The sequence below is a fragment of the Salegentibacter sp. BDJ18 genome, from assembly GCF_017579965.1.
GTDB lineage: Bacteria > Bacteroidota > Bacteroidia > Flavobacteriales > Flavobacteriaceae > Salegentibacter.
In genome coordinates this window covers 130,793-150,376 of the sequence record NZ_JAFLQX010000025.1, presented here as the reverse complement: position 1 = coordinate 150,376, position 19,584 = coordinate 130,793, and the positions used below count along the sequence as shown (strand labels likewise).

The following is a 19,584-nucleotide window of genomic DNA, read 5'->3' as shown; positions in this document are numbered from 1 at the left end:
CGTTTACTTTTACGCTATAACAAAAAATTAGAACTATGAAAACTATTAAATTTACAAAACTTGCCCTACTGGCATTCCTGGCTTTTGGTCTCTTTTCCTGTAGTGACGATGACGACGGAGGAGATGTTATTATGCCAACAAACACAATTGCTGATTTTGTGGCCGAAAATGATGATTATTCTTCTTTACAAGCTGCTTTAGAAGTAACCGGATTGGATGCTACTTTAGATGGCTCTGCTAATTACACAGTTTTTGCCCCAAATAACGCTGCCTTTAATTCATTTTTATCGGCTAACGGATTCAGTAGTCTTGATGAAGTGCCCACAGATGTTTTAACAGAAATTCTTTTAAACCACGTTCAGGAAGGTGAAATCACCTCTGGTGCGCTTTCTACCGGCTATATTGAAAGTATGGCTACCGGTATGGCTTCAGATTCACCTTTGAGCCTTTATATTAATACCGACGACGGGGTAATGATTAACGGAGTTTCAACCGTAACAACTGCCGATGTTGAAGTAGACAATGGAGTGATTCACGCTGTTAATGCTGTTATTGGACTGCCTGATATTACCACTTTTGCCACTGCCGATCCTAATTTTGATATTCTTGTACAGGCGCTTACTGCAGATGAGTCGTTTACGTTTGTAGAAACTTTAATGATGACAGACGCCCCGGCACCATTTACTGTTTTTGCCCCTACTAATGCTGCTTTCGCTGATGTACTTGCCGAGTTAGAGTTAGCAGGTTTGGGTGATATTCCAGCCGATCTTTTATCAAGTATTTTAACCTACCACGTAGTTGCCAGTTCAAATGTTCGTGCAGGTGATCTTAGTGATGGTATGATGGTAGAAACTCTTGAAACAGGAAGTTTCACTATCAACCTGGGAGATAATGTAACTATTACTGATGAAAATGGAAGAACAGCAACAATTATCGCTACCAATATTCAGGCGAATAATGGTGTAATTCACGCTTTAAATACTGTACTTCTTCCTGAAAATGATGCGATTGAAATAGAAACAAATACTATCGCAGATTTCGTAGCCGGAAACGAGAATTATTCTTCTTTACTTGTTGCTTTAGAAAAGACAGGTTTAACTTCAACCTTTACCGGTACCGATGAGTATACTGTTTTTGCTCCTGATAACGCTGCTTTTACAGCCTTTTTGAATGATAACGGATTCAATAGTCTTGATGAAGTACCTGAAGCCTTATTAACCCAGGTACTATTAAACCACGTTCAACCGGGTACAATTATGTCTGGTGATCTAAGTACAGGTTATATTCCAGGTTTGGCCGTATGGGGAGCTTCAGAAGAACCTTTAAGTATGTATATTAATACTGAAGACGGAGTAACGATTAATGGAATTTCTTCTGTAACCACTGCAGATGTTGAAGCTGATAATGGTGTAATTCACGCGGTAGATGCTGTAATTGGCTTACCAGATGTAACAACTTTTGCCACTGCCGATCCTAATTTTGATGTTCTTGTACAGGCCCTAACAAGAGAAGAGTCTTTTACATTTGTTGAAACACTTATGATGAGTGAAGATCCTGCTCCTTTTACTGTTTTCGCTCCTACAAATGATGCTTTTGTTGCATTATTAGATGAACTTGGAGTTGATTCTCTTGCAGATATTGATGCTGCAACTTTGGAAGCTGTTTTAAACTACCACGTAGTTGCCGGAGCAAACGTAAGATCTGGAGATCTATCTGATGATATGATGGTAGAAACTTTACAGGGAGGTGAATTTACCGTAAACCTGGGAGATAATGTAGTTATTACTGATGAAAGGGAAAGAACTGCCACAGTTATCGCAGCCGATGTTCAGGCTACCAATGGTGTAATTCACGCGCTAGATACTGTTCTGCTTCCTGCTGAATAATTTTTGATTGATTTAATAAAAGGTAAAAGCCCCGGGAAATTAATTTCTGGGGCTTTTTTAGTTGGTACTTAAAAGTTTTAAATGTCATCCTGAATTTATTTCAGAGCCTGCTCCGAAATTTTCGGAGATCTAAATTGTCAATAAAAACAAGTTAGAAGCTGAAACAAGCTCAGCTTGACGAAAGAAAATTTATTCTTCAGCTTTATCTACAACCAGTCTTTCATCGCGGTTAGCGATTTCCCAGGCAGTAAGAAAAACTAATTGTGCTCTTTTCTTTAAAGCTTCATATTCAATTTTTTCAGCGGTATCTGTTGGTTTGTGATAATCTGGGTGAACCCCGTTAAAGTAAAAAATTACCGGAATATTATTTTTCGCGAAGTTGTAATGGTCACTTCGGTAATAAAAACGGTTAGGATCATTTTCATCATTATAAGTATAATCCAGTTCCATATTCATATATTCTGAATTCACATTTTCACTAAGTTCGTGAAGATCTGTACTTAATTTATCACTTCCTATAAGGTAAATATAATTATCGTTCCCTTCGTGATCCTTGTCTATACGGCCAATCATATCCATATTAAGATTGGCAACGGTATTAGCTAAAGGAAATACAGGATTTTCTACATAATATTTTGAGCCTAAAAGGCCTTTTTCTTCACCGGTTAAATGGATAAAAAGGATAGATCTTTTAGGAGTATATCCATCTTTTTGAGCTTCTTTAAACGCCTCAGCAACTTCCAGGATAGCCATTGGGCCAGAACCACCGTCGTCTGCTCCATTAAAAATATTCCCTTCATCATCTACACCTACGTGATCGTAATGTGAGGTGATCACTAAGATTTCTTCAGGTTTTTCACTTCCCTTAATATATCCCAATACATTTTCTGAAGCTTTAAGCTTTCCATTAAAGAATTCAGTTGGAATTTCCTGGTAGTAGTTTGAATATCCTTCTGGCGCTTCAATCCCCATTTTTTGATATTCATTTACAATAAATTCGGCTGCTTTTTTCTGTCCCGGTTCTCCGGTATTTCTACCTTCGTACTCGTCACTTGCAAAAGTGGTAAGATTATTTTGTAATTCAGATGTTGTAATGGTTTCAGCATACTCCATCGGGTTTGCATTTTCAACATTTTTTTGTGTGCCACAGGCTACCACTCCGGCAGTTACGGCCACTAAAAGCATTTTTTTCATAGTTTATGTAATTTTTTTATTAGATACTTCGTTAAATAATCCCGAAGTTTTTATTAAAGTCGCAGCAAGATAGCAGTTTCAGATTAATTTTCAGAGAGGTCTTCAAAAAATTCTTTTCCCAACGACAATGGAGATCTATATAAATTAAGATTTACTTGGGAATATATTTCCCATAATTCTTAATTAGCTTTTCCAGTGATTGTTGCTAGTTTAGTACTTTTTCTATTGTTTCTTTTGTAAGTGGAGCCATAACTTTATAACCTGCTAGATTTGGGTGAACCCCATCTTCTGAATATTGTTTGGGTAAACCTTCTTTTTTATCTTTTAGCGGCGTAAAAAGATCTAGATAAGTATGGTTATTTTCCCCGGCAAATTTTGCTAACCAGGTATTGATTTCGGCTATTTTTTGAACTGGTTCCAATCCGGGGCGCCAGGGATAATCGTAAACGGGTAGGATAGAAGCAAGAATAACTTTAATATTATTGGCCTGGGCAAGTTGTGCCATTGCCTTAATGTTATTGGTAATCATTTCTACGGAAGAAAATCCAGTGTTTCCCGCTATGTCGTTGGTGCCAGCAAGAATTACTACCGCTTTGGGGTTAAGTGCTACCACATCTGGCATAAACCGAATAAGCATTTGTGGGGTTGTTTGTCCACTTATTCCGCGGCCGCCGAAATTATTTTTCTCGAAGAATTGCGGCTGTGCATTTACCCAGTCTTCGGTTATGGAATTACCCATAAAGACCACATCGGGATAATTTTTAGTTTCAATTATTTTTTCATTTTCAGTTTTATACTTTTTAAGATTGGCCCAATCCTGTTCCATAAGTTCAGGGTATTCTGTTTTTTGCGAAAATGAGAAATTGCTTAAAAGGATTACAACAGAAATTAAAATTACTTTTTTCATAAGTTTAAAAGTATAAAATTGAATTTATTCTGTCTCAAAAATTTAATCAAAAAAAGTATTAAAACCCCACCGATACCTTTGTACGCAATAAAGTGTTTATCTCGGGTTGATTGCCAAAAATGGTACTTGCCCCAACATCTATATTTACATTATTAAAATTTCCTCTTAGCCCGGCACCAACTTCTGTTTGAGGATACAGAAGATCCATATGTGGAGTGCTGATTCGTTCTTCATGATTAAAGGACGGAGTTAAATATCGGCCAAAAAGATAAAAGCTAAACCGCTGGTTAAATTTGTTTTCAAAATTGGCACTAAAGCTGCCGTGAAATCCGGGAGCTTTGTTATTAAAAATAGTGTTTTGCTGCGCTTAAAGTGATTAGAAGTTTATCGGTTTCATAATTAAATGTTTGATTGTTTAATTTATAATAGCCTAAGCCATCAAAAGTATTTTGTGCTTTGTATCGTGAGGTGTATAAATTACTGGATGTTAATTCTTGGTTATTTAATTTGTTTGAGCGTTCCTGGGCGTCTTTATCTAAAAAGGACAAAAGAAATATTAAGGAAAGGAGATGAATAGGTGATGACAATTTTCTCATAAAAATATTGAATTATAATGCATCAGACTTTTAAAAATATACTGGTTTTTATTTTTTAAAAGAGGTTAAAGCTTAATAAACAGTAATGTAGAAATTATTAGGGACTTTAGGGCTAAAGAAATATTAAATATGCTAAAGGCTGATAATTAGGTGGTTTGTGAAAAGCCTGAAAAAACTTATAGAAAAGCTTGTGTGTTTTTGTAAAAGCTTGTTATATTTGCATCCGCTAAGCAGAAAAGCTTAGCATTTTATTGGAGGAATGGCAGAGTGGTCGATTGCGGCAGTCTTGAAAACTGTTGACTGTAACAGGTCCGGGGGTTCGAATCCCTCTTCCTCCGCAACTTATCTTACAAAATATCACAAAAAGCCCCAAACCCTATGGTTTTGGGGCTTTTTTATTTTTCAATATTTCAAAAAATACCAAAGAATATCAAGCTAGGAGGTGTCAAATTCGGTGTCACTTGAATAACTGAAATTAGTGACACCTTTATGATGAATATTCCTACAAAAATATTTTAACATTTTGATTTTTAGTGTTTTATGATTGATATAATTTCGTACTTTAGAAATGTATTAATCTAAAAAATCTAAAGTCATGGATACAAATTTCTTCCATATTTTTTATCTAAGAGGTGGCGCAAAAAATTCTTTATCACCAATCTACCTTCGCGTCACACTAAGAGGTAAGCGAGCAGCCACTAGTCTTCGTAGAAAAATTTCCACTGAAGATTGGAATTCTTCAGCAGGAAGGGCCAAGGGGAATACTGAGAAAGCGAAAATTCTGAATAGATATTTATCCAAAGTTGAAAACGACCTCTATATATCTCATCAAAAACTTTTAGAAAAGGGAACGAAGTTTACTGCTCAGGACTTGGTGGACACATTTTTAGGAAAAGACAAAAAAAGAGAAGACCAGGAAAAGATGCTTCTAGATATTTTCCAGGAGCATAATGATCGTATGAATAGACTTGTAGGTAAAGATTTTGCCGCAGGAACGGCTGAAAGATATAGAACGGCTAAAAAGCATGTAGAAAATTATATAAAGAAGGAGTACAAAACTTCTGATATTCCCGTAAAAGATGTAAATCTCAAATTTATTACCGGGTTTGAATATTATTTAAAAACTGAAAGAAACTGTGCGCATAATTCAGCCATTAAATACGTGACAAATTTTAAAAAAATCATTCGTATAGCATTATCCAACGAATGGATAACAAAAGACCCTTTTCAGAATTGGAAAGGTAAATTAAAAATAGTAGACCGGGAGTTTCTAACAGAAGGGGAACTTCAGGCTTTGATATCAAAAGAAATTAAAAACGAGCGGCTGGGTTTGATTAAAGATATTTTTACGTTTAGTTGTTTCACAGGGCTTAGTTATGCTGAGGTAAAAAAACTCTCAGAAAAAGATGTGGTTATTGGTATTGATGGTAAGAGATGGATAAAAACTAAGAGAACAAAGACCAAGACCAGATGCAGTGTTCCAATTCTTCCGGTAGCAGAGGCTATATTGGAAAAATATTCTTCGCACCCCAAGGTAAGTGAGAAGCGTTTACTTCCAATTTTCAGCAATCAAAAAACGAATGCTTATATTAAGGAAATAGCAGATCTCTGTGGCATCAATAAAAACCTGACATTTCATTTGGCCAGGCATACCTTTGCTACAACTGTAACACTATCTAACGGAGTCCCTATTGAGAGTGTTAGTAAAATGCTGGGGCATAAAAACCTGCAGACTACACAACATTATGCGAAGATTTTGGATAAAAAGGTCAGTGATGATATGGCTGTTCTGAAAGATCATTTAATATCCAAAAATTTCTGGGGCAAGGGCTAATTAAGGTTTTATATCGGCTTATTACTTGAACTAATCTGGCGATCAAAGTATAGAGGTGTTCCTTTTAACTAGTCCAAAAAATGGACTAGTAGAAAACAGGTAGGGTACTAGCTAAAAACGAGCTTTGAAGTAGCTTTGGTTCTCCTATGTTCTAAAAAATAAACAAAGGCGCTATCGCGCTTTAAACATATCAAACTTTGGCCAGTAAGTTTTATAATTTTAATCCTTTCCATAAACCTTTCCTTTATGTTTTCAGCTTTTGCCGCCTTTTAAAAAGAAAAAGAGGGCAAATAGTATCAATTAGCTGAAAACGGTAGTTTCCTTCTACAAAGACAATATTGTTCGGCTTATCATTGTAGTCTAAGCAGAGCTCCATAGCTTTTTTGTTAGGAATAAATGCCTCATAATTCTTTTTAACCTCCAGCAATTTTTGCTTTTGGGCACAATTTTTAAGCCTGCATGCAGTTGCCGGTGAGATATGAAAGATATTACCAATGCCTAATACAGAAAGGGGAGCGGGTGCTTCTTTATAATTGAAGTGAGGAGATAGAAAATGATAGGTACTGCCTTTTATCTGTACGCTTTTCTTTCTCCTTACTTTTCTCCAGAAGTCTTTATGTAGATATCCATAAATAATGGCCCCTGTAATAGCTTTAATGTTTCGATAGGAATCAAAATCCACCGGATAGGAAAGCCTGACTTTCCAGTTATTATCGCTTCTTGTTCTTTCAAAGGATTTAATGATATAATACCCGGTTTTTGTGTTGTATTTCAGCCATCCTTTTTCTATCAGGAATTGGATATACTTTATGGTAGTTTTTCGGGAGCTGATTTCTTCAGTGAGTTCCAGAAATAGGAGTTCCTCATTATCAAGTTTTGTCTTTCCGCATTTATAGAGCAGTTTTAAGGCCAAAAAGAATTGTAGCTTTTTTGCATAGCCTTGTTGCTGTGCGTCTATAAATAGCTGAATGGGAACTGAGATTTCCGAAGTCATTTTGCTAAGAATTAGAACAGACCCTACTTTTTCTATGCCGATTGATAAAATCTTTAATATCCTTCAGGCTGTAATAGATCTTTCCTTTCACCTGAGCAAATTCAATAAGTCCTTCTTCCCGCCAGTTTTGCGCCGTTTTAGCGCTTATTTTAAATAGCTGAATAAAATCGGCATTATCCAGTAGAATAATTCCGGGATCTTTAATTTGCCGTAGTTTGAATTCCCTGGTAAGCTCTTCTATCTTAGCTTCCAGGGAATGCATACTTACTAAAAATGGATGCTTGTTTGTTTTCATAATTTCATCAGTTTGTCATTACATTTTTTGAATCGATAAGTGTCTTCTCTGAAATCGTTCCTTACCAGGATTAATCATATCCTCAATATTTGTCCCAGGACAAATATTTTGTACAATCCTGCTTTAAACCAATACCGGTTTAAAAGACAATAAATTCCTAAAAAGATTTTTAGATAAGTACTCTTGTCAGCGAAGTCAAATCAAATATTATGGACAAAAGAGTACTATAATGGCTAAAATTTCAGCTATTTAAAATTAAATAATATTTTGATTTTAAAACACTTAAGTGTGATTTTTTTGGGAGCATTAAATTTGATGCCATTTGTGATATTTTGATAATGTAAAACTTAAAAATCAGCCTTCAAGATCACAAATTCAACCAAAAGACACTAAATAAAATGATGGCTTTAAAACCATTTACTTTTTTCATCTGGAGCATTTTCCTTTTGGACGTCAAAAAGAGCGAAAAAGTAGAAAAGAATGATAATTTCCGTTCTTTAAATTCATTTACTTCTTTCAGCGCCTTCGCATTACCTTTTGATGCCGCTATATCTTCAGGCTTTGAAATTATAGAGGAGCTATAAATAGCCCAGCGGTTTATGCGCTCCGGTTAATTTCAAAGCTTGTTCCTTGAGCAGCAAAAGGGAAGACGGTAAAAAAAGGTTTTAAAAGAAAAAGGACTAAAATCTGGATCGGGGAATTATTTATAAAAATCAGGATGGGTATCGTCTTGTTCATAATCCCTTATACGATTTGCGTAATTATTTTTAGGATCTGCAGCTTCCATAATTGACATCAAAATTGCCAAAGTGGGGTTTACTTTATTCTTCTCCATATCCTTCGTTATGGCGATCACTGCATTGATTCTTTTCTTAATGATATTTTCAATCCTCCTGCCGGTAGGTCCAAAATTTTCTTTGGGAGAAATCTCGTTGTAAAAGAAAAAATCCAGCATTCCGGCCAATGCTTCAGAATGTGTTTTGTAATGAGTCCTGGAAAATTGTTGAAAGCGTTCGGCTATTTTCTTTTCGATGGTAATGTTCTTAACCTCCTTCATAATTTCATTTTTTTGAGGTTTACTGGTTTTTTGAACCATTTTATTGGGGATTCAAGCCCAAAACCAGTAAATCCAGAATTTTATAATATCTCTATCGTTTTTAATCACTTGGTAAACAGATAATTAAATCAGAAAAGGTAAGCGTAACGCGGCTCTGCCCGTTACCCTCTTGCTTTACCTTTTCGTCCCACAGGGACAAAAATTTCAACTATTAAATAGAATTTAATAGCTCTTTAATTACTGAGAAATCGAATCTCATTTTTTATGATTGGAAAAGAAAATCTTTGAAATTAATTATAGGTATAAGGGGAAATAATTGAGAATTCTGTAAAATGAAAAGGAGGAAGGAAGCTGAAAGCGGAATTGATTTTTATGTAATCTAATAAAAGGACTTAAGTGGAAAACCAGATCCTGGAATGAAGCGTTTCCGTCATTTCTGCGGAAGAAGCGAAATGGAAGGTGAAGGTTTTTCGCTTGTGTCAGGTGCCAGTGAATGAAGCTCTTTAGCCTGGAGGTACGTAGGACTAAAGTGCTGAATGGAGTGAAAACCGCTCATTTAACTCCAAAAATTATTTAATTCTCTATTTTATTCTTAATATATTGTTAATAACTATAGAATGAACTTCTTAAACTACGAACGGATAATTTATAGCTTTGGATTCCCTACTATTTTAATTTTAAAGAGAACTCGCATAGAATGAAATCAAACCTTAGATAGATAAGATTTCCAAAGTATTTAGAGTTTTTTAGATATAAATTATTTCCTATTTGGAATGGGAACAATATTATACCGGGGAATTAAAATTAGAAGATTACAATATTACTCAAATGCATTAATGTAATTGACGGCGGCGAAGCCATGTGTTTTTTTACAATAATGTATCAATTTGGAAGGAATTACTGCTGATAAACTTATTCATCTAACTAATGAAAATCTGAGTTTTATCTTTTTTCCATATAGTTTTGCCAGGTTACAAGAACATATTTCTTTTTTCCGTTTTCATACCTGGTAAGAAAACCAAATTCATATACAAAGAGGTAAACTTCCTTTTTGCTGTTTTTCCAGAAATGTGTAAAGAAATTAGGATCGAAGCCGTGTTGTTTTAAAATGTCAGCTCTAACCGTAGCTTTCCCTGCTTTGTTGAAGCTTTTTAGAATTCGTCTATTGGTTTTTAACTGGCGATCTACCTTTGCATAAAAACCTGCAGCTCCTTCTTTGGTTTTTTGATAATGCCAGGCACTTTTGCAATAGGGATCGCAGAACTTTTTATCTGGACGGCCCTCCAATTTTTTATTACAGGCCAGGCAATATTTTTCAGTCTCCATAATTAAAAAGCCGTTTTAGTCGTATAATATACGGATAATAAACGTTTTAGGGTTTAAGTCTGTTTACATTTATATACCAATAAATGAGCAGGCAATATGGATAGGAAGTATATTACTCTAAAGAATTTAATCATTGATAAGGAAAAATGTATAGGATTAAAATTCTTCAGCGATAAAGTAGTGCAGGCGATGGTGGACAACTTACCAGATATACAATGGAGTGAGAAGTTTCGCATGAATTATATTTTAAACTCACCCGAGAACCTTGAACTTATATTTAGGACCTTCCGTGGGGTTGCCTGGATCAATTGTAATCATTTTTATGCTAAGGCCAGTTTTGGACGCGAGGAAGAACCTGTGAACATTCAACAACTGCAAAATAGGGAAGAGGTAAGCGGAAAGCGATATTGCCCTGGAAGTTACCTGAAAAAGTTAGAATTAAAGCGGTATGCCAATAGTACGATCAAAACCTATGTTTCTTGTTTCGAAACATTCATAAATCATTATAGTAATAGGGAGATAAAGGATTTGAATGAAGAAGATGTAAGATTATATCTTCAGAAATTGATACGAGAGGATTTCTCTCATTCTTATATTAACCAGGCCATTAATGCTATTAAATTCTATTATGAAGTAGTACTGGAAATGCCCAATAGGTTTTATGCCATAGAACGTCCAAGACCTATAGAACAACTGCCTAAAGTGCTTGCTAAAGAAGAAATAGTTGCTATTATTGAGAATACGAATAATATTAAGCACCGATGTATTGTAAGCCTGCTTTATTCGGCCGGTTTAAGAAGAATTGAACTCTTAAATTTAAAATTGGAAGATATTGATAGTAAGAGGATGGTGATTAAGGTAAGATCGGGGAAGGGAAATAAAGATAGGTTTACAATCCTAAGCGAAAAATTACTTGGTGATCTACGAAAATACTATAAAGAATGGCGACCGACTAATTTTTTGTTTGAAGGCCCGGGCAGGAAAGCCTATAGTCCCGAAAGTGTTTCTTGTATAGTGAGAAATGCTGCTGAAAAAGCGAAGATCAAGAAGCGAGTGACACCTCATATGTTACGACATTCCTTTGCAACCCATCTTTTAGAGAATGGAACCGATTTACGATATATCCAGGTACTGCTAGGACATAGAAGCACCAAAACCACAGAAATTTATACGCACGTGGCTACAAATATTTTTTTAAAGATCAAAAATCCACTAGATTAGTCAGGTAAAGACATAATAGATATAAATGTAATACTGCATTTATACATACGTTGGCAACAAGCTAAAAAAACAATACTAACTGAATGACAACAATCGAAATAAGAAAAATAATTGCTGATTCTGAATATTCTGATTGGTTGAATTCTGTAAACTTACAAATTGTATATCCACATTTGGACTTTGACCAAACTTTAACTGGATTTAGTAGTGTTTTTAAATTTTTAGAACAACAAATTGATGGATGGTCAAAATTCGGAGAAAACATACCAAATGAACTAAAAGCATCAAAAAAACAGTTTTCAAATTTTAAAACAAGACTAGAAAACTATATAAATGCTTACGTTATTAACCAAAATTATAACGAAAGCCAATTAAACAGCTACTGGAATTCGGAAAAAAACCAAATTCAAAACAATAAAAATCTATTCGTTTACGATTCACCACAATCTGAATTTCTAATTAAAATTCATAGAGAAGTTCCTAAATATTATTCTGGAGCTTATAATTTTATAATGGGTAATTATAATATTTCCAATAAAGATTCAATGATTGGACATATTTTAGCTTATGAATTTGAATTAAAAGATTATACGGAATTAACCAAACGTAGAAACAAGGAAAAATCTTCAATTGGTCGTTTAAGAAATGACTTTAGAAATCAGCTATCTGAAAGCGAAACTCATTTATCAGAACATCTAAAATCTGCCAATGTTGAGTTTGATAATTACACACGAAAAATTGACGACCTAAAAACTGAAAAAGAAACGAATTTTGATGATTGGTTTGTTAAATCTAAAAAAGAGTTTACTGAATTCGATACCTCTTCAAAGGAAAAAATTACAGATTTAGAGCATACTTATGAGGAATTATTGAGATTGAAAAAGCCAGCTGAATATTGGAATCAAAGAGCAACAAAACTTAATAAAGAGGGATGGAAAGCTATTTATTGGTTAGTTGGTTTAGTTGCATTTGCGTGCGTTACATTGTATCTATTATTATGGCTAACACCAGACGGAATGTTATTGAGCTTTATAAAAGGGCAAGCAAGTGCAATTAAATGGTCTATTATCTATGTAACATTTATTTCATTTTTAGCATTTGGAATACGTGCATTAAATAAAGTTGCTTTTAGTTCATTTCACCTTGCGAGAGATGCAGAAGAAAGAGAACAATTGACATATGTGTATTTATCACTAATTAAAGATTCAGCAGTTGATGAAAAAGAAAAGTCTTTAATTATGCAATCACTGTTTAGTAGAGCAGATACTGGATTATTAAAAGGCGATTCTGGACCAGCAATGCCGAACGATATTAGTACAAAAATATTTGGTGGAAATTAAAAGCCAGTTGCCAACAATGTATAAAATTAATTGCTTGGTTTTAGCCTACTTACGAAAATCCTCGCAGATTTTCTATTCGGTTTTTATTTGCTAAATTAGTAACTTAAACCACGCAACTAATCTTATACGAGACCGTTACATACAATTTTAAAACAACTAAAATGATAAAAAACAACATTCTAAAACTTTTAATACTAGCCATATTTCCAGTTTTAATTTCTGGAATAATCCGACACGATGTGGATAAAGAAAAATATATCGAGCTTGCTAAACGCGCAGAATTTCAAAGTGTTGGTGAAATTTGGATTAATACCTATTTTTCCGGTTCTGCCGTGTTAATTTCCGATAAATATGTCTTAACAGCAGCGCATAATGTTATTGAGAGCGATACGCGAATAGATACAATAAATAATAATGGGCAAATATTTTACGCTAATGTTCCAATTAATCATCGAGTGGTAAAATCTGATAGTTTATTTGTAAGATTAGATAATAAACGTCTTTCTGTAGATGAAGTGATAGTGCACCCTAAGTACCTTTCTGATATTGACAGGGGAGAATACGACTTAGTTCTTTTAAAATTAAAGAAACCTGTAAAAAACATTGAACCTGCCAACCTAAGTTTTTCAACAGATGAGATAAATTCTAATGTCACAGGTGTAGGATACGGAGCATCAGGTGTGGCAGACAAAGAAGATGTTTCAATGAAAATGGAGAAATTAGCAGGACAGAACGTAGTTGATTCGATTGGCGGATTATCTGAAAATGGATTAAAAATTTATTTGTTTTCCGACTTCGACTCTCCTGATGATCCTCGAGCAAACAAGCTTGGCAGCCCCACGCCTAGAGAACTTGAATATTTAAGTGCCGCAGGAGATAGTGGAGGTGGTTTATTTAGAGAAAACCAAAACAATAGAATGGAACTGATAGCTATTAATAAAGGCACTCAATTTGACCACAGACAATTTCAAAAAACAATTCATTATGGTCAAACAATGAGATGGACTCGATTAGCTCCGTTTCAAGAATGGATATCGAAAACTGTATGTAACAACATATAAAAACAATGCTTAACCTGACTGAATCGAAAGTCCGTGCTCGCTTGCTCAGCGGATTGTCCTGCGGACAATCACGCGCGCCAGCTCTGTTTTTATACGAGACGTTATACCAAATTATTAAAAAGAAAATCAACTATGCGACATCTTAAATTCTTAACTCTGCTTTTATTCATTTTCACAACTCAAAATTTCTATTCTCAAGAAAATCGTTTGGTCGATAAAAAAATAGATTTATTTTTAAGTAATTTAACTGGAGAAGAATTTTCAGGGACAATATTGGTAGCAAAAGGAGATAGTATTCTCCAGAAACGAGCTTATGGATTAGCTAGTAAAGAACTAGATGTAAAAAATAAAATTGATACAAAGTTTAATATAGCTTCAATAACAAAAACATTTACTGCAGTTGCCATTCTTCAACTATATGAAGAGGGGAAGATTGATTTAGAAACACCGATTGGAAAATATTTGAAAGACTACCCAAATGAGAAGGTTAGAAATTCTGTAACCATATCTCAATTATTAACTCATACCGCTGGATTGCCCAACTTTTATGTAACTAACTTTTTAGACAAATGTAAATTTGGATTTGAAGAAGTAAAGGACTTTGTACCATTATTTGTGAATGATACCCTACTTTCAGAGCCAGGAACGGAATACCATTATGATGCAGCTGGATATGTATTACTTGGATTAATTATAGAAGAAGTTACTGGCACAAATTATTATGATTACCTTAAAGAAAATATATTTCAAAAAGCTAAAATGTCAAATACTTCAGCTTTTGGTGTTGAAGCAATAATAGAAAATAAAGCTAATGGCTATACTTTTGCCGGTGATACAACCCAACCCTTAAGGAATAATATTTTCTATTTATCAAAAGCTTCACCTGGAGGTTTTCATTATTCCACTGTCGAAGATTTATTCAATTTCAACAAAGCACTTTTCAACGACGAATTAATAAGTAAAAAAACTTTGGATTTAATGATCGAACCAAGAGTTAAAGGTTATAACACACATTTAGGCTATGGAATAGATATAGATCAACGGTATGAGGAAGTTATTCTAGGTCATAGCGGAGGATGGTATGGAATCAGTGGTGAGATAATCTATTTACCAGAATCAGATTATACCATAACAATTTTATCGAACGTAGATTCAAGTACGGATTCAGGGAAAGCAATGGTATCTGACTTCTTTAAAGAATTACTAGCAGGTAAAATGGAGGAGAAATAACTTGGTATAACAACTTATAAAAACAATGCTATCATAGTGCTTAATCCTTAGTCTGTGCTCGTTTGCTTAGCGGATTGTCCTGCGGACAATCACGCCCGCCAGCTCGCACAGTTTTTATACGGGACGTTGTGTGCAATACCCGAAAAACCGTTAATGATTGAAAAATCCAACTACTGATTTAAAAAATGTCTAAACTTTCTGAATATAGAGAAAAACTTAATCTTACACAAGATGAACTGGCTGAAAAGGCAGGCATATCAGTCCGTACCATTCAAAGAATTGAATCTGGAGCAAAACCAAAAGGACATACTTTGAGAACATTGTCAGAAGTATTAAAGATTTCCGAAAATGATTTAAGAGAAAATAAATTAGAAACTAAACTCATCGATTTTAAATTGGTCAAAATCATTAATCTTTCATCAATTGTAGGTATTGTTCTTCCACCGATTAACATACTACTTCCTTTCTTCATTATGAAACGTAATAAAGAAATCAACGAAGTCACAAAACAAATCATTTCTATTCAAATTTTATGGACAATAATTGCATTTACTTGCTTCATATTAAGCCCATTTGTGAGAAAATGGTTCGATATAAGCAATCAATTGACCCTCATAATAATCATACTTTCTGTACTTGTCAACTTGTTTATTATAGTTAGAAATACTATTTCAATTGATAAAAACCAAAAACTCTTTATTTGTCTGAATTTTAGTTTTTTATAAAAATTGTCAGCTTATTGTCGTTTGATTGTCAGGTGCTTTAGCAACCCTTTATCAAAGAATTTTAAGATACTTGCAAAGTAAAAACATCAATCAAATCAATAATGAAAATGTACAAATCAATTTTAGCAATTATCTTATGCTTTACTCTACAATTGGGTTTTTCTCAAGTAAGTAAAGACTCATCAATTTTTCTAAACCTTAAAAAAGCAGACAGCCTTATCTTTAATGAAGGGTTTAACAAATGTAATTACGATGCTTTGAAAGAAGTCCTTCATAAGGATTTAGAATTTTTTCACGACCAAAATGGTACTCAAAATTTAGAACAATTTTACAACTCATTTTCTAAAAGCATTTGTTCAAACGTAAATTTCAAACCCATTAGAAAATTAATCAATGAAACACTTCAAGTTTATCCTCTTAAAAACGAAGGGGAAATTTATGGAGCCATACAAACGGGAGAGCATATATTTTATATTAAAGAACCTAACAAAGAAATTTATGCAACCGAACAAGGAAAGTTTATCCACACTTGGGTGTTAGAAAACGGAAAATGGAAAGTAAAAAGAATATTGAGCTACGAACATAGTCCACCAGCAAAAGAATATGGAGCTAAATTCAATGCTGATTATACTTACGAACTATTTGACAACGACAAACAAATTGAAAAACTATTAGCAAAACATAAAATTCCATCGATTTCAATTGGTTATATAAAAAACGGAGAATTACAACAAGTTCGAAATTTTGGTTTTCAAGAAAAAGGTAAACCTATTTCTTCTCAAAGTATATACAAAGTAGCTTCATTAACAAAACCCATTGTAGCAATGGTGGTGCTAAAATTAATTGAGGATGGAAGCTGGAAGTTGGATGAACCTGTTTCGAAATACTTTATAGATGATGATATAGCAAAAAGCCAATATCTTAATAAACTTACCACAAGACATATTTTGTCGCATCAGTCTGGTTTTCCTAATTGGAGGTATTTAACAGAAGATAAAAAATTGTCTTTTCAGTATGAACCTGGAACAAAATGGCAATATTCTGGAGAAGGTTTTGAATATCTTCGAAAAGCAATTGAGAAAAAAATGGGTCGTCCATTTGATAAAATTGCGCAAGAAAAATTATTTAATCCACTTGGAATGAATAAAACATTTTTTAATTGGACAGCAAATTTCGATGAAAATTTATACGCAGTAGAACACGATGAAAATGAAAACTCTATAAACTATGAAAAGTACACAAATACAAATGCTGCCGCAAATTTGATGACTACAGCAGAAGATTATTCTAAATTTTTGGTTCATATATTGAATGGGGCTGGCTTATCAGAAAATCTATATAATGAATTTTTAACACCTCAATCTCACGAAAAAGAGGGTATTGATTGGAGTTTGGGAATGCAAATGCTATTGGATTTACCAAATAACGAAACTGCATTTATGCATACTGGTGGAGATTATGGAACAAAAACCATTGCTTTAATCTTAAAAAATTCCAAACAAGGTTTAGTCTTATTTTCAAATTCAGAAAATGGAATGGTTCTTTGGCAAAAAATTATTTCGGAATATTTTGGAGAAACTGGACAAGAAATTGTGAGAAGAAATTTAGAATAAAGCAGCGAAAAAGTACTGCACACAACAACGTATATAACTCATAGCTAGTTATTTAAAAATTCAAAGTTAGTACATATTTGCAAAATCGCCAAATTTTTTAATTTGGCTTTTTGCATTTATAAGGAAAAATAAAAATTCAAAAATTCGGCTTGTGTTTAACCGAAAAATCTGTACCTTTTTATACGCTACAAGCCATATACAAGACCGTTGCCCACAATCGCTCAAAATAAGAGAACGTGAAAATCTATAAGGCAAATAATCCTGGCAAAGAATGACGGGTAAGCGAACTGATATGCAGGACGGATTAATTGCAGACGAGCACTCAGCTGGTGGAAAACGCAGACAATGCGGAGCGGACTGATAAAGAAAACGGATTTAGAATGATAAATTTCGGACTTCCACTCAAACGGAGGAATACGCAAGTAATACGCGTCGGACTGATAATTACAAAGTATTGAAGCGGACTATCACTCGGCTGGGATTAAAAACGGACAAAGGAACGTGCTCACTCAAACGTATCGCGACAGTGGGCAACACTATATAAAAACAATGCTATCTTAGTGATGAGTTCAGCGTTTGGGCTTGTTTGCACTGCCGATTGTCCTGCGGACAATCGGGCTCGCTGGCTCGCACTGTTTTTATACGCAACGTTGTGCACCATTGCATTAAAAATTGAGGAAAGAAGTAAATGAATCTGACTCGACACTATAAAGAGCTTTACGAAAGTTCAATCAAAAAAATCGGAAAAGGCGATTATCAAACGGATTCCCTAATTGATTCTCCATTTGATAAAAGATTTGGAATAACCTTACTTATCAGACCGCCTCAAGAAATTAAAAATGAAATTGAGCCATTCTTAGAAGAATTAAAACAAATAGATTCTTCTCAATATTATTATCCAAATTCAGACATTCATATCACAGTAATGTCAATCATTTCGTGTTATGAAGGTTTTCAAATAGATCAAATTTCGGTTTCTGACTACTCCAATTTGATAAAGCAGAGTTTAAAAGGAATTGACAAATTCGAAATAAAATTCCAGGGAATTACAGTTTCTGATTCAGGAATAATGATTCAAGGTTTTCCAGAAAATGAGATGTTGAACAATATGAGAAACAATTTAAGGACAAATTTTAAAAATTCAAATCTGGAGCAATCTATTGACAAAAGATATACGATCCAAACTGCACACGCTACAATAGTTAGATTTAGAAAAGAACTTCAAAATAACAAAGCGTTTTTAGCAGGTATCGAGAAATATAAAAACTATGATTTTGGAAGTTTTGAGATAAAGGAATTGGAATTGGTTTTCAACGATTGGTATCAAAGAGAACAAAACTCGATATTGTTAGGTAAATTTGAACTATAGCAACGTTGCACAACAAAATATAAAAACAATGCTAACTTAGTGTCGAATCGAAACTTTGTGGGTATTTGGTAAGTCTGGTTTTTCCTGCGGAAAAATCATTGCTCGCCCGCTCGCACAGTTTTTATACGAGACGTTAGCCATAATTTAACCGCCAACCCAAATGAAAAGGGAGGATTTGAAATATGAATACATCAAGAAAAGGATTATTCAAGAACAGCAGTTTTTTCAATGGCTTCAAGTTTTATTCAGACTTAATATTGAGATAAATCAAGGATACAATCATAATTCAGCGGACCTATTCGTAGTCAAATTGTATCAGCTCTTGACTGAAGGAAAAACTTATTGTGAAGATGTTATTTCCAGATTGCCCTCGTCCGAAATCGAAAAAATTCATTTTTTTGAACATATTTTAAAGTTCATCGGACAATTTGAAACTGACATTTCAATAGCTGAGCTTGACTTTTTGGAGTACAAAAGACACAATATCTGCCACATTTTTCAGAATGGTTATGAACAAGTACAAGCCGATTTAAGAATCAAAAAGCATCTTAAAAACCGAGAATTATCGGAGATAGATAAAAATTTAAATAGCATAATCGGTTCTGAAGAAAACGAGTTTGAAGTGCAGAAAAAACTCTTTAAAAAGTACTATTCCTTGATTGAAAAATTAAGAACTGACTTGATAAGTATTCAAAAACAAGGAAACGGTGAAAAAAACTATGGCTAATAACTAAGCGTTCGTGTGGCCGGTACGGCCAAACATGAACGCCCTGTTGACTAAACCGGTTCTTTCCCGGTCAGCCATATATGGGGATTAGTTTGTTTTTAGGAGAGAAAATTTGGTAGTAGGTCATCTAAATCTCTATGCAAGATGTCGGCTTTGGATTATAGATCCTGGGTATAATTGCTTTTTACACTGTTTCTTTTACTGCTACT

19 protein-coding genes and 1 tRNA gene are annotated in these 19,584 nt (G+C 34.0%); 12 read left to right on the top strand and 8 right to left on the bottom strand.

From position 1 onward, the window contains the following. The first annotated feature begins 35 nt into the window (after positions 1 to 35). Positions 36 to 1,886: a fasciclin domain-containing protein gene (locus J0871_RS14975; RefSeq protein WP_208226051.1), complete on the top strand. Its 1,851-nt coding sequence runs from the start codon at positions 36 to 38 to the stop codon at positions 1,884 to 1,886. 189 nt (positions 1,887 to 2,075) lie between these two features. Here the strand turns inward: J0871_RS14975 and J0871_RS14970 are convergent, their stop codons facing one another. The 4 genes from J0871_RS14970 to J0871_RS14955 all read right to left on the bottom strand — a co-directional run bounded on the left by J0871_RS14970 (position 2,076) and on the right by J0871_RS14955 (position 4,583). Then, positions 2,076 to 3,080, bottom strand: a complete 1,005-nt coding sequence (locus J0871_RS14970) for a M28 family metallopeptidase (RefSeq protein ID WP_208226050.1) — start codon at positions 3,078 to 3,080, stop codon at positions 2,076 to 2,078. A 205-nt stretch (positions 3,081 to 3,285) separates the two neighbouring features. Then, positions 3,286 to 3,987 (bottom strand): SGNH/GDSL hydrolase family protein, encoded by a 702-nt coding sequence (locus J0871_RS14965; RefSeq protein ID WP_208226049.1) that lies wholly within the window; start codon positions 3,985 to 3,987, stop codon positions 3,286 to 3,288. A gap of 58 nt (positions 3,988 to 4,045) precedes the next feature. After that, on the bottom strand, positions 4,046 to 4,195 hold the full coding sequence (locus J0871_RS14960) for a hypothetical protein (RefSeq protein WP_208226048.1): 150 nt from the start codon (positions 4,193 to 4,195) through the stop codon (positions 4,046 to 4,048). 136 nt (positions 4,196 to 4,331) lie between these two features. After that, positions 4,332 to 4,583 (bottom strand): hypothetical protein, encoded by a 252-nt coding sequence (locus tag J0871_RS14955; RefSeq protein ID WP_208226047.1) that lies wholly within the window; start codon positions 4,581 to 4,583, stop codon positions 4,332 to 4,334. A 253-nt stretch (positions 4,584 to 4,836) separates the two neighbouring features. Here J0871_RS14955 and J0871_RS14950 point away from each other — a divergent pair. Then, positions 4,837 to 4,921 (top strand) — tRNA-Ser (locus tag J0871_RS14950). 257 nt (positions 4,922 to 5,178) lie between these two features. Then, positions 5,179 to 6,417 (top strand): site-specific integrase, encoded by a 1,239-nt coding sequence (locus tag J0871_RS14945; RefSeq protein WP_208226046.1) that lies wholly within the window; start codon positions 5,179 to 5,181, stop codon positions 6,415 to 6,417. Between the two features lie 244 nt (positions 6,418 to 6,661). On the opposite strand, the gene J0871_RS14940 is transcribed toward J0871_RS14945, so the two are convergent. Together J0871_RS14940 and J0871_RS14935 are read right to left on the bottom strand one after the other, a co-directional pair. Further along, entirely contained in the window at positions 6,662 to 7,411 is a 750-nt protein-coding gene (locus J0871_RS14940; RefSeq protein WP_208226045.1) for a hypothetical protein, read from the bottom strand. A 4-nt stretch (positions 7,412 to 7,415) separates the two neighbouring features. Beyond that, on the bottom strand, positions 7,416 to 7,706 hold the full coding sequence (locus tag J0871_RS14935) for a helix-turn-helix domain-containing protein (RefSeq protein WP_243870514.1): 291 nt from the start codon (positions 7,704 to 7,706) through the stop codon (positions 7,416 to 7,418). A 398-nt stretch (positions 7,707 to 8,104) separates the two neighbouring features. Here J0871_RS14935 and J0871_RS14930 point away from each other — a divergent pair, with 398 nt between their 5' ends. After that, positions 8,105 to 8,290, top strand: a complete 186-nt coding sequence (locus J0871_RS14930; protein ID WP_208226044.1) for a hypothetical protein — start codon at positions 8,105 to 8,107, stop codon at positions 8,288 to 8,290. A gap of 116 nt (positions 8,291 to 8,406) precedes the next feature. Here the strand turns inward: J0871_RS14930 and J0871_RS14925 are convergent, their stop codons facing one another. Together J0871_RS14925 and J0871_RS14920 are read right to left on the bottom strand one after the other, a co-directional pair. Then, the gene (locus J0871_RS14925) at positions 8,407 to 8,763 is read right to left on the bottom strand and encodes a BfmA/BtgA family mobilization protein (protein ID WP_208226043.1); all 357 of its coding nucleotides are present in this window, start codon (positions 8,761 to 8,763) and stop codon (positions 8,407 to 8,409) included. A 942-nt stretch (positions 8,764 to 9,705) separates the two neighbouring features. Continuing rightward, complete coding sequence (locus J0871_RS14920) at positions 9,706 to 10,089, bottom strand: hypothetical protein (RefSeq protein WP_208226042.1); 384 nt, start codon at positions 10,087 to 10,089, stop codon at positions 9,706 to 9,708. A 96-nt stretch (positions 10,090 to 10,185) separates the two neighbouring features. On the opposite strand from J0871_RS14920, the gene xerA reads away from it, so the two are divergent. The 8 genes from xerA to J0871_RS14880 all read left to right on the top strand — a co-directional run bounded on the left by xerA (position 10,186) and on the right by J0871_RS14880 (position 19,375). Continuing rightward, positions 10,186 to 11,310 carry a site-specific tyrosine recombinase/integron integrase gene (gene xerA, locus J0871_RS14915; RefSeq protein ID WP_208226041.1) on the top strand — a complete coding sequence of 375 codons (1,125 nt, stop codon included), beginning with the start codon at positions 10,186 to 10,188 and terminating at the stop codon, positions 11,308 to 11,310. Positions 11,311 to 11,393: 83 nt separating this feature from the next. Further along, complete coding sequence (locus tag J0871_RS14910) at positions 11,394 to 12,650, top strand: DUF6161 domain-containing protein (RefSeq protein WP_208226040.1); 1,257 nt, start codon at positions 11,394 to 11,396, stop codon at positions 12,648 to 12,650. A 161-nt stretch (positions 12,651 to 12,811) separates the two neighbouring features. Then, the gene (locus tag J0871_RS14905) at positions 12,812 to 13,711 is read left to right on the top strand and encodes a trypsin-like serine protease (RefSeq protein WP_208226039.1); all 900 of its coding nucleotides are present in this window, start codon (positions 12,812 to 12,814) and stop codon (positions 13,709 to 13,711) included. Between the two features lie 132 nt (positions 13,712 to 13,843). Beyond that, complete coding sequence (locus tag J0871_RS14900; RefSeq protein WP_208226038.1) at positions 13,844 to 14,941, top strand: serine hydrolase domain-containing protein; 1,098 nt, start codon at positions 13,844 to 13,846, stop codon at positions 14,939 to 14,941. 185 nt (positions 14,942 to 15,126) lie between these two features. Next, a complete protein-coding gene (locus J0871_RS14895) occupies positions 15,127 to 15,666 on the top strand; it encodes a helix-turn-helix domain-containing protein (RefSeq protein WP_208226037.1) in 540 nt (179 codons plus the stop codon). Positions 15,667 to 15,773: 107 nt separating this feature from the next. Then, positions 15,774 to 17,279 carry a serine hydrolase gene (locus J0871_RS14890; RefSeq protein WP_208226036.1) on the top strand — a complete coding sequence of 502 codons (1,506 nt, stop codon included), beginning with the start codon at positions 15,774 to 15,776 and terminating at the stop codon, positions 17,277 to 17,279. Between the two features lie 688 nt (positions 17,280 to 17,967). After that, on the top strand, positions 17,968 to 18,648 hold the full coding sequence (locus tag J0871_RS14885; protein ID WP_208226035.1) for a mutarotase: 681 nt from the start codon (positions 17,968 to 17,970) through the stop codon (positions 18,646 to 18,648). Positions 18,649 to 18,808: 160 nt separating this feature from the next. Beyond that, the gene (locus tag J0871_RS14880) at positions 18,809 to 19,375 is read left to right on the top strand and encodes a hypothetical protein (RefSeq protein WP_208226034.1); all 567 of its coding nucleotides are present in this window, start codon (positions 18,809 to 18,811) and stop codon (positions 19,373 to 19,375) included. Positions 19,376 to 19,584 lie beyond the last annotated feature (209 nt).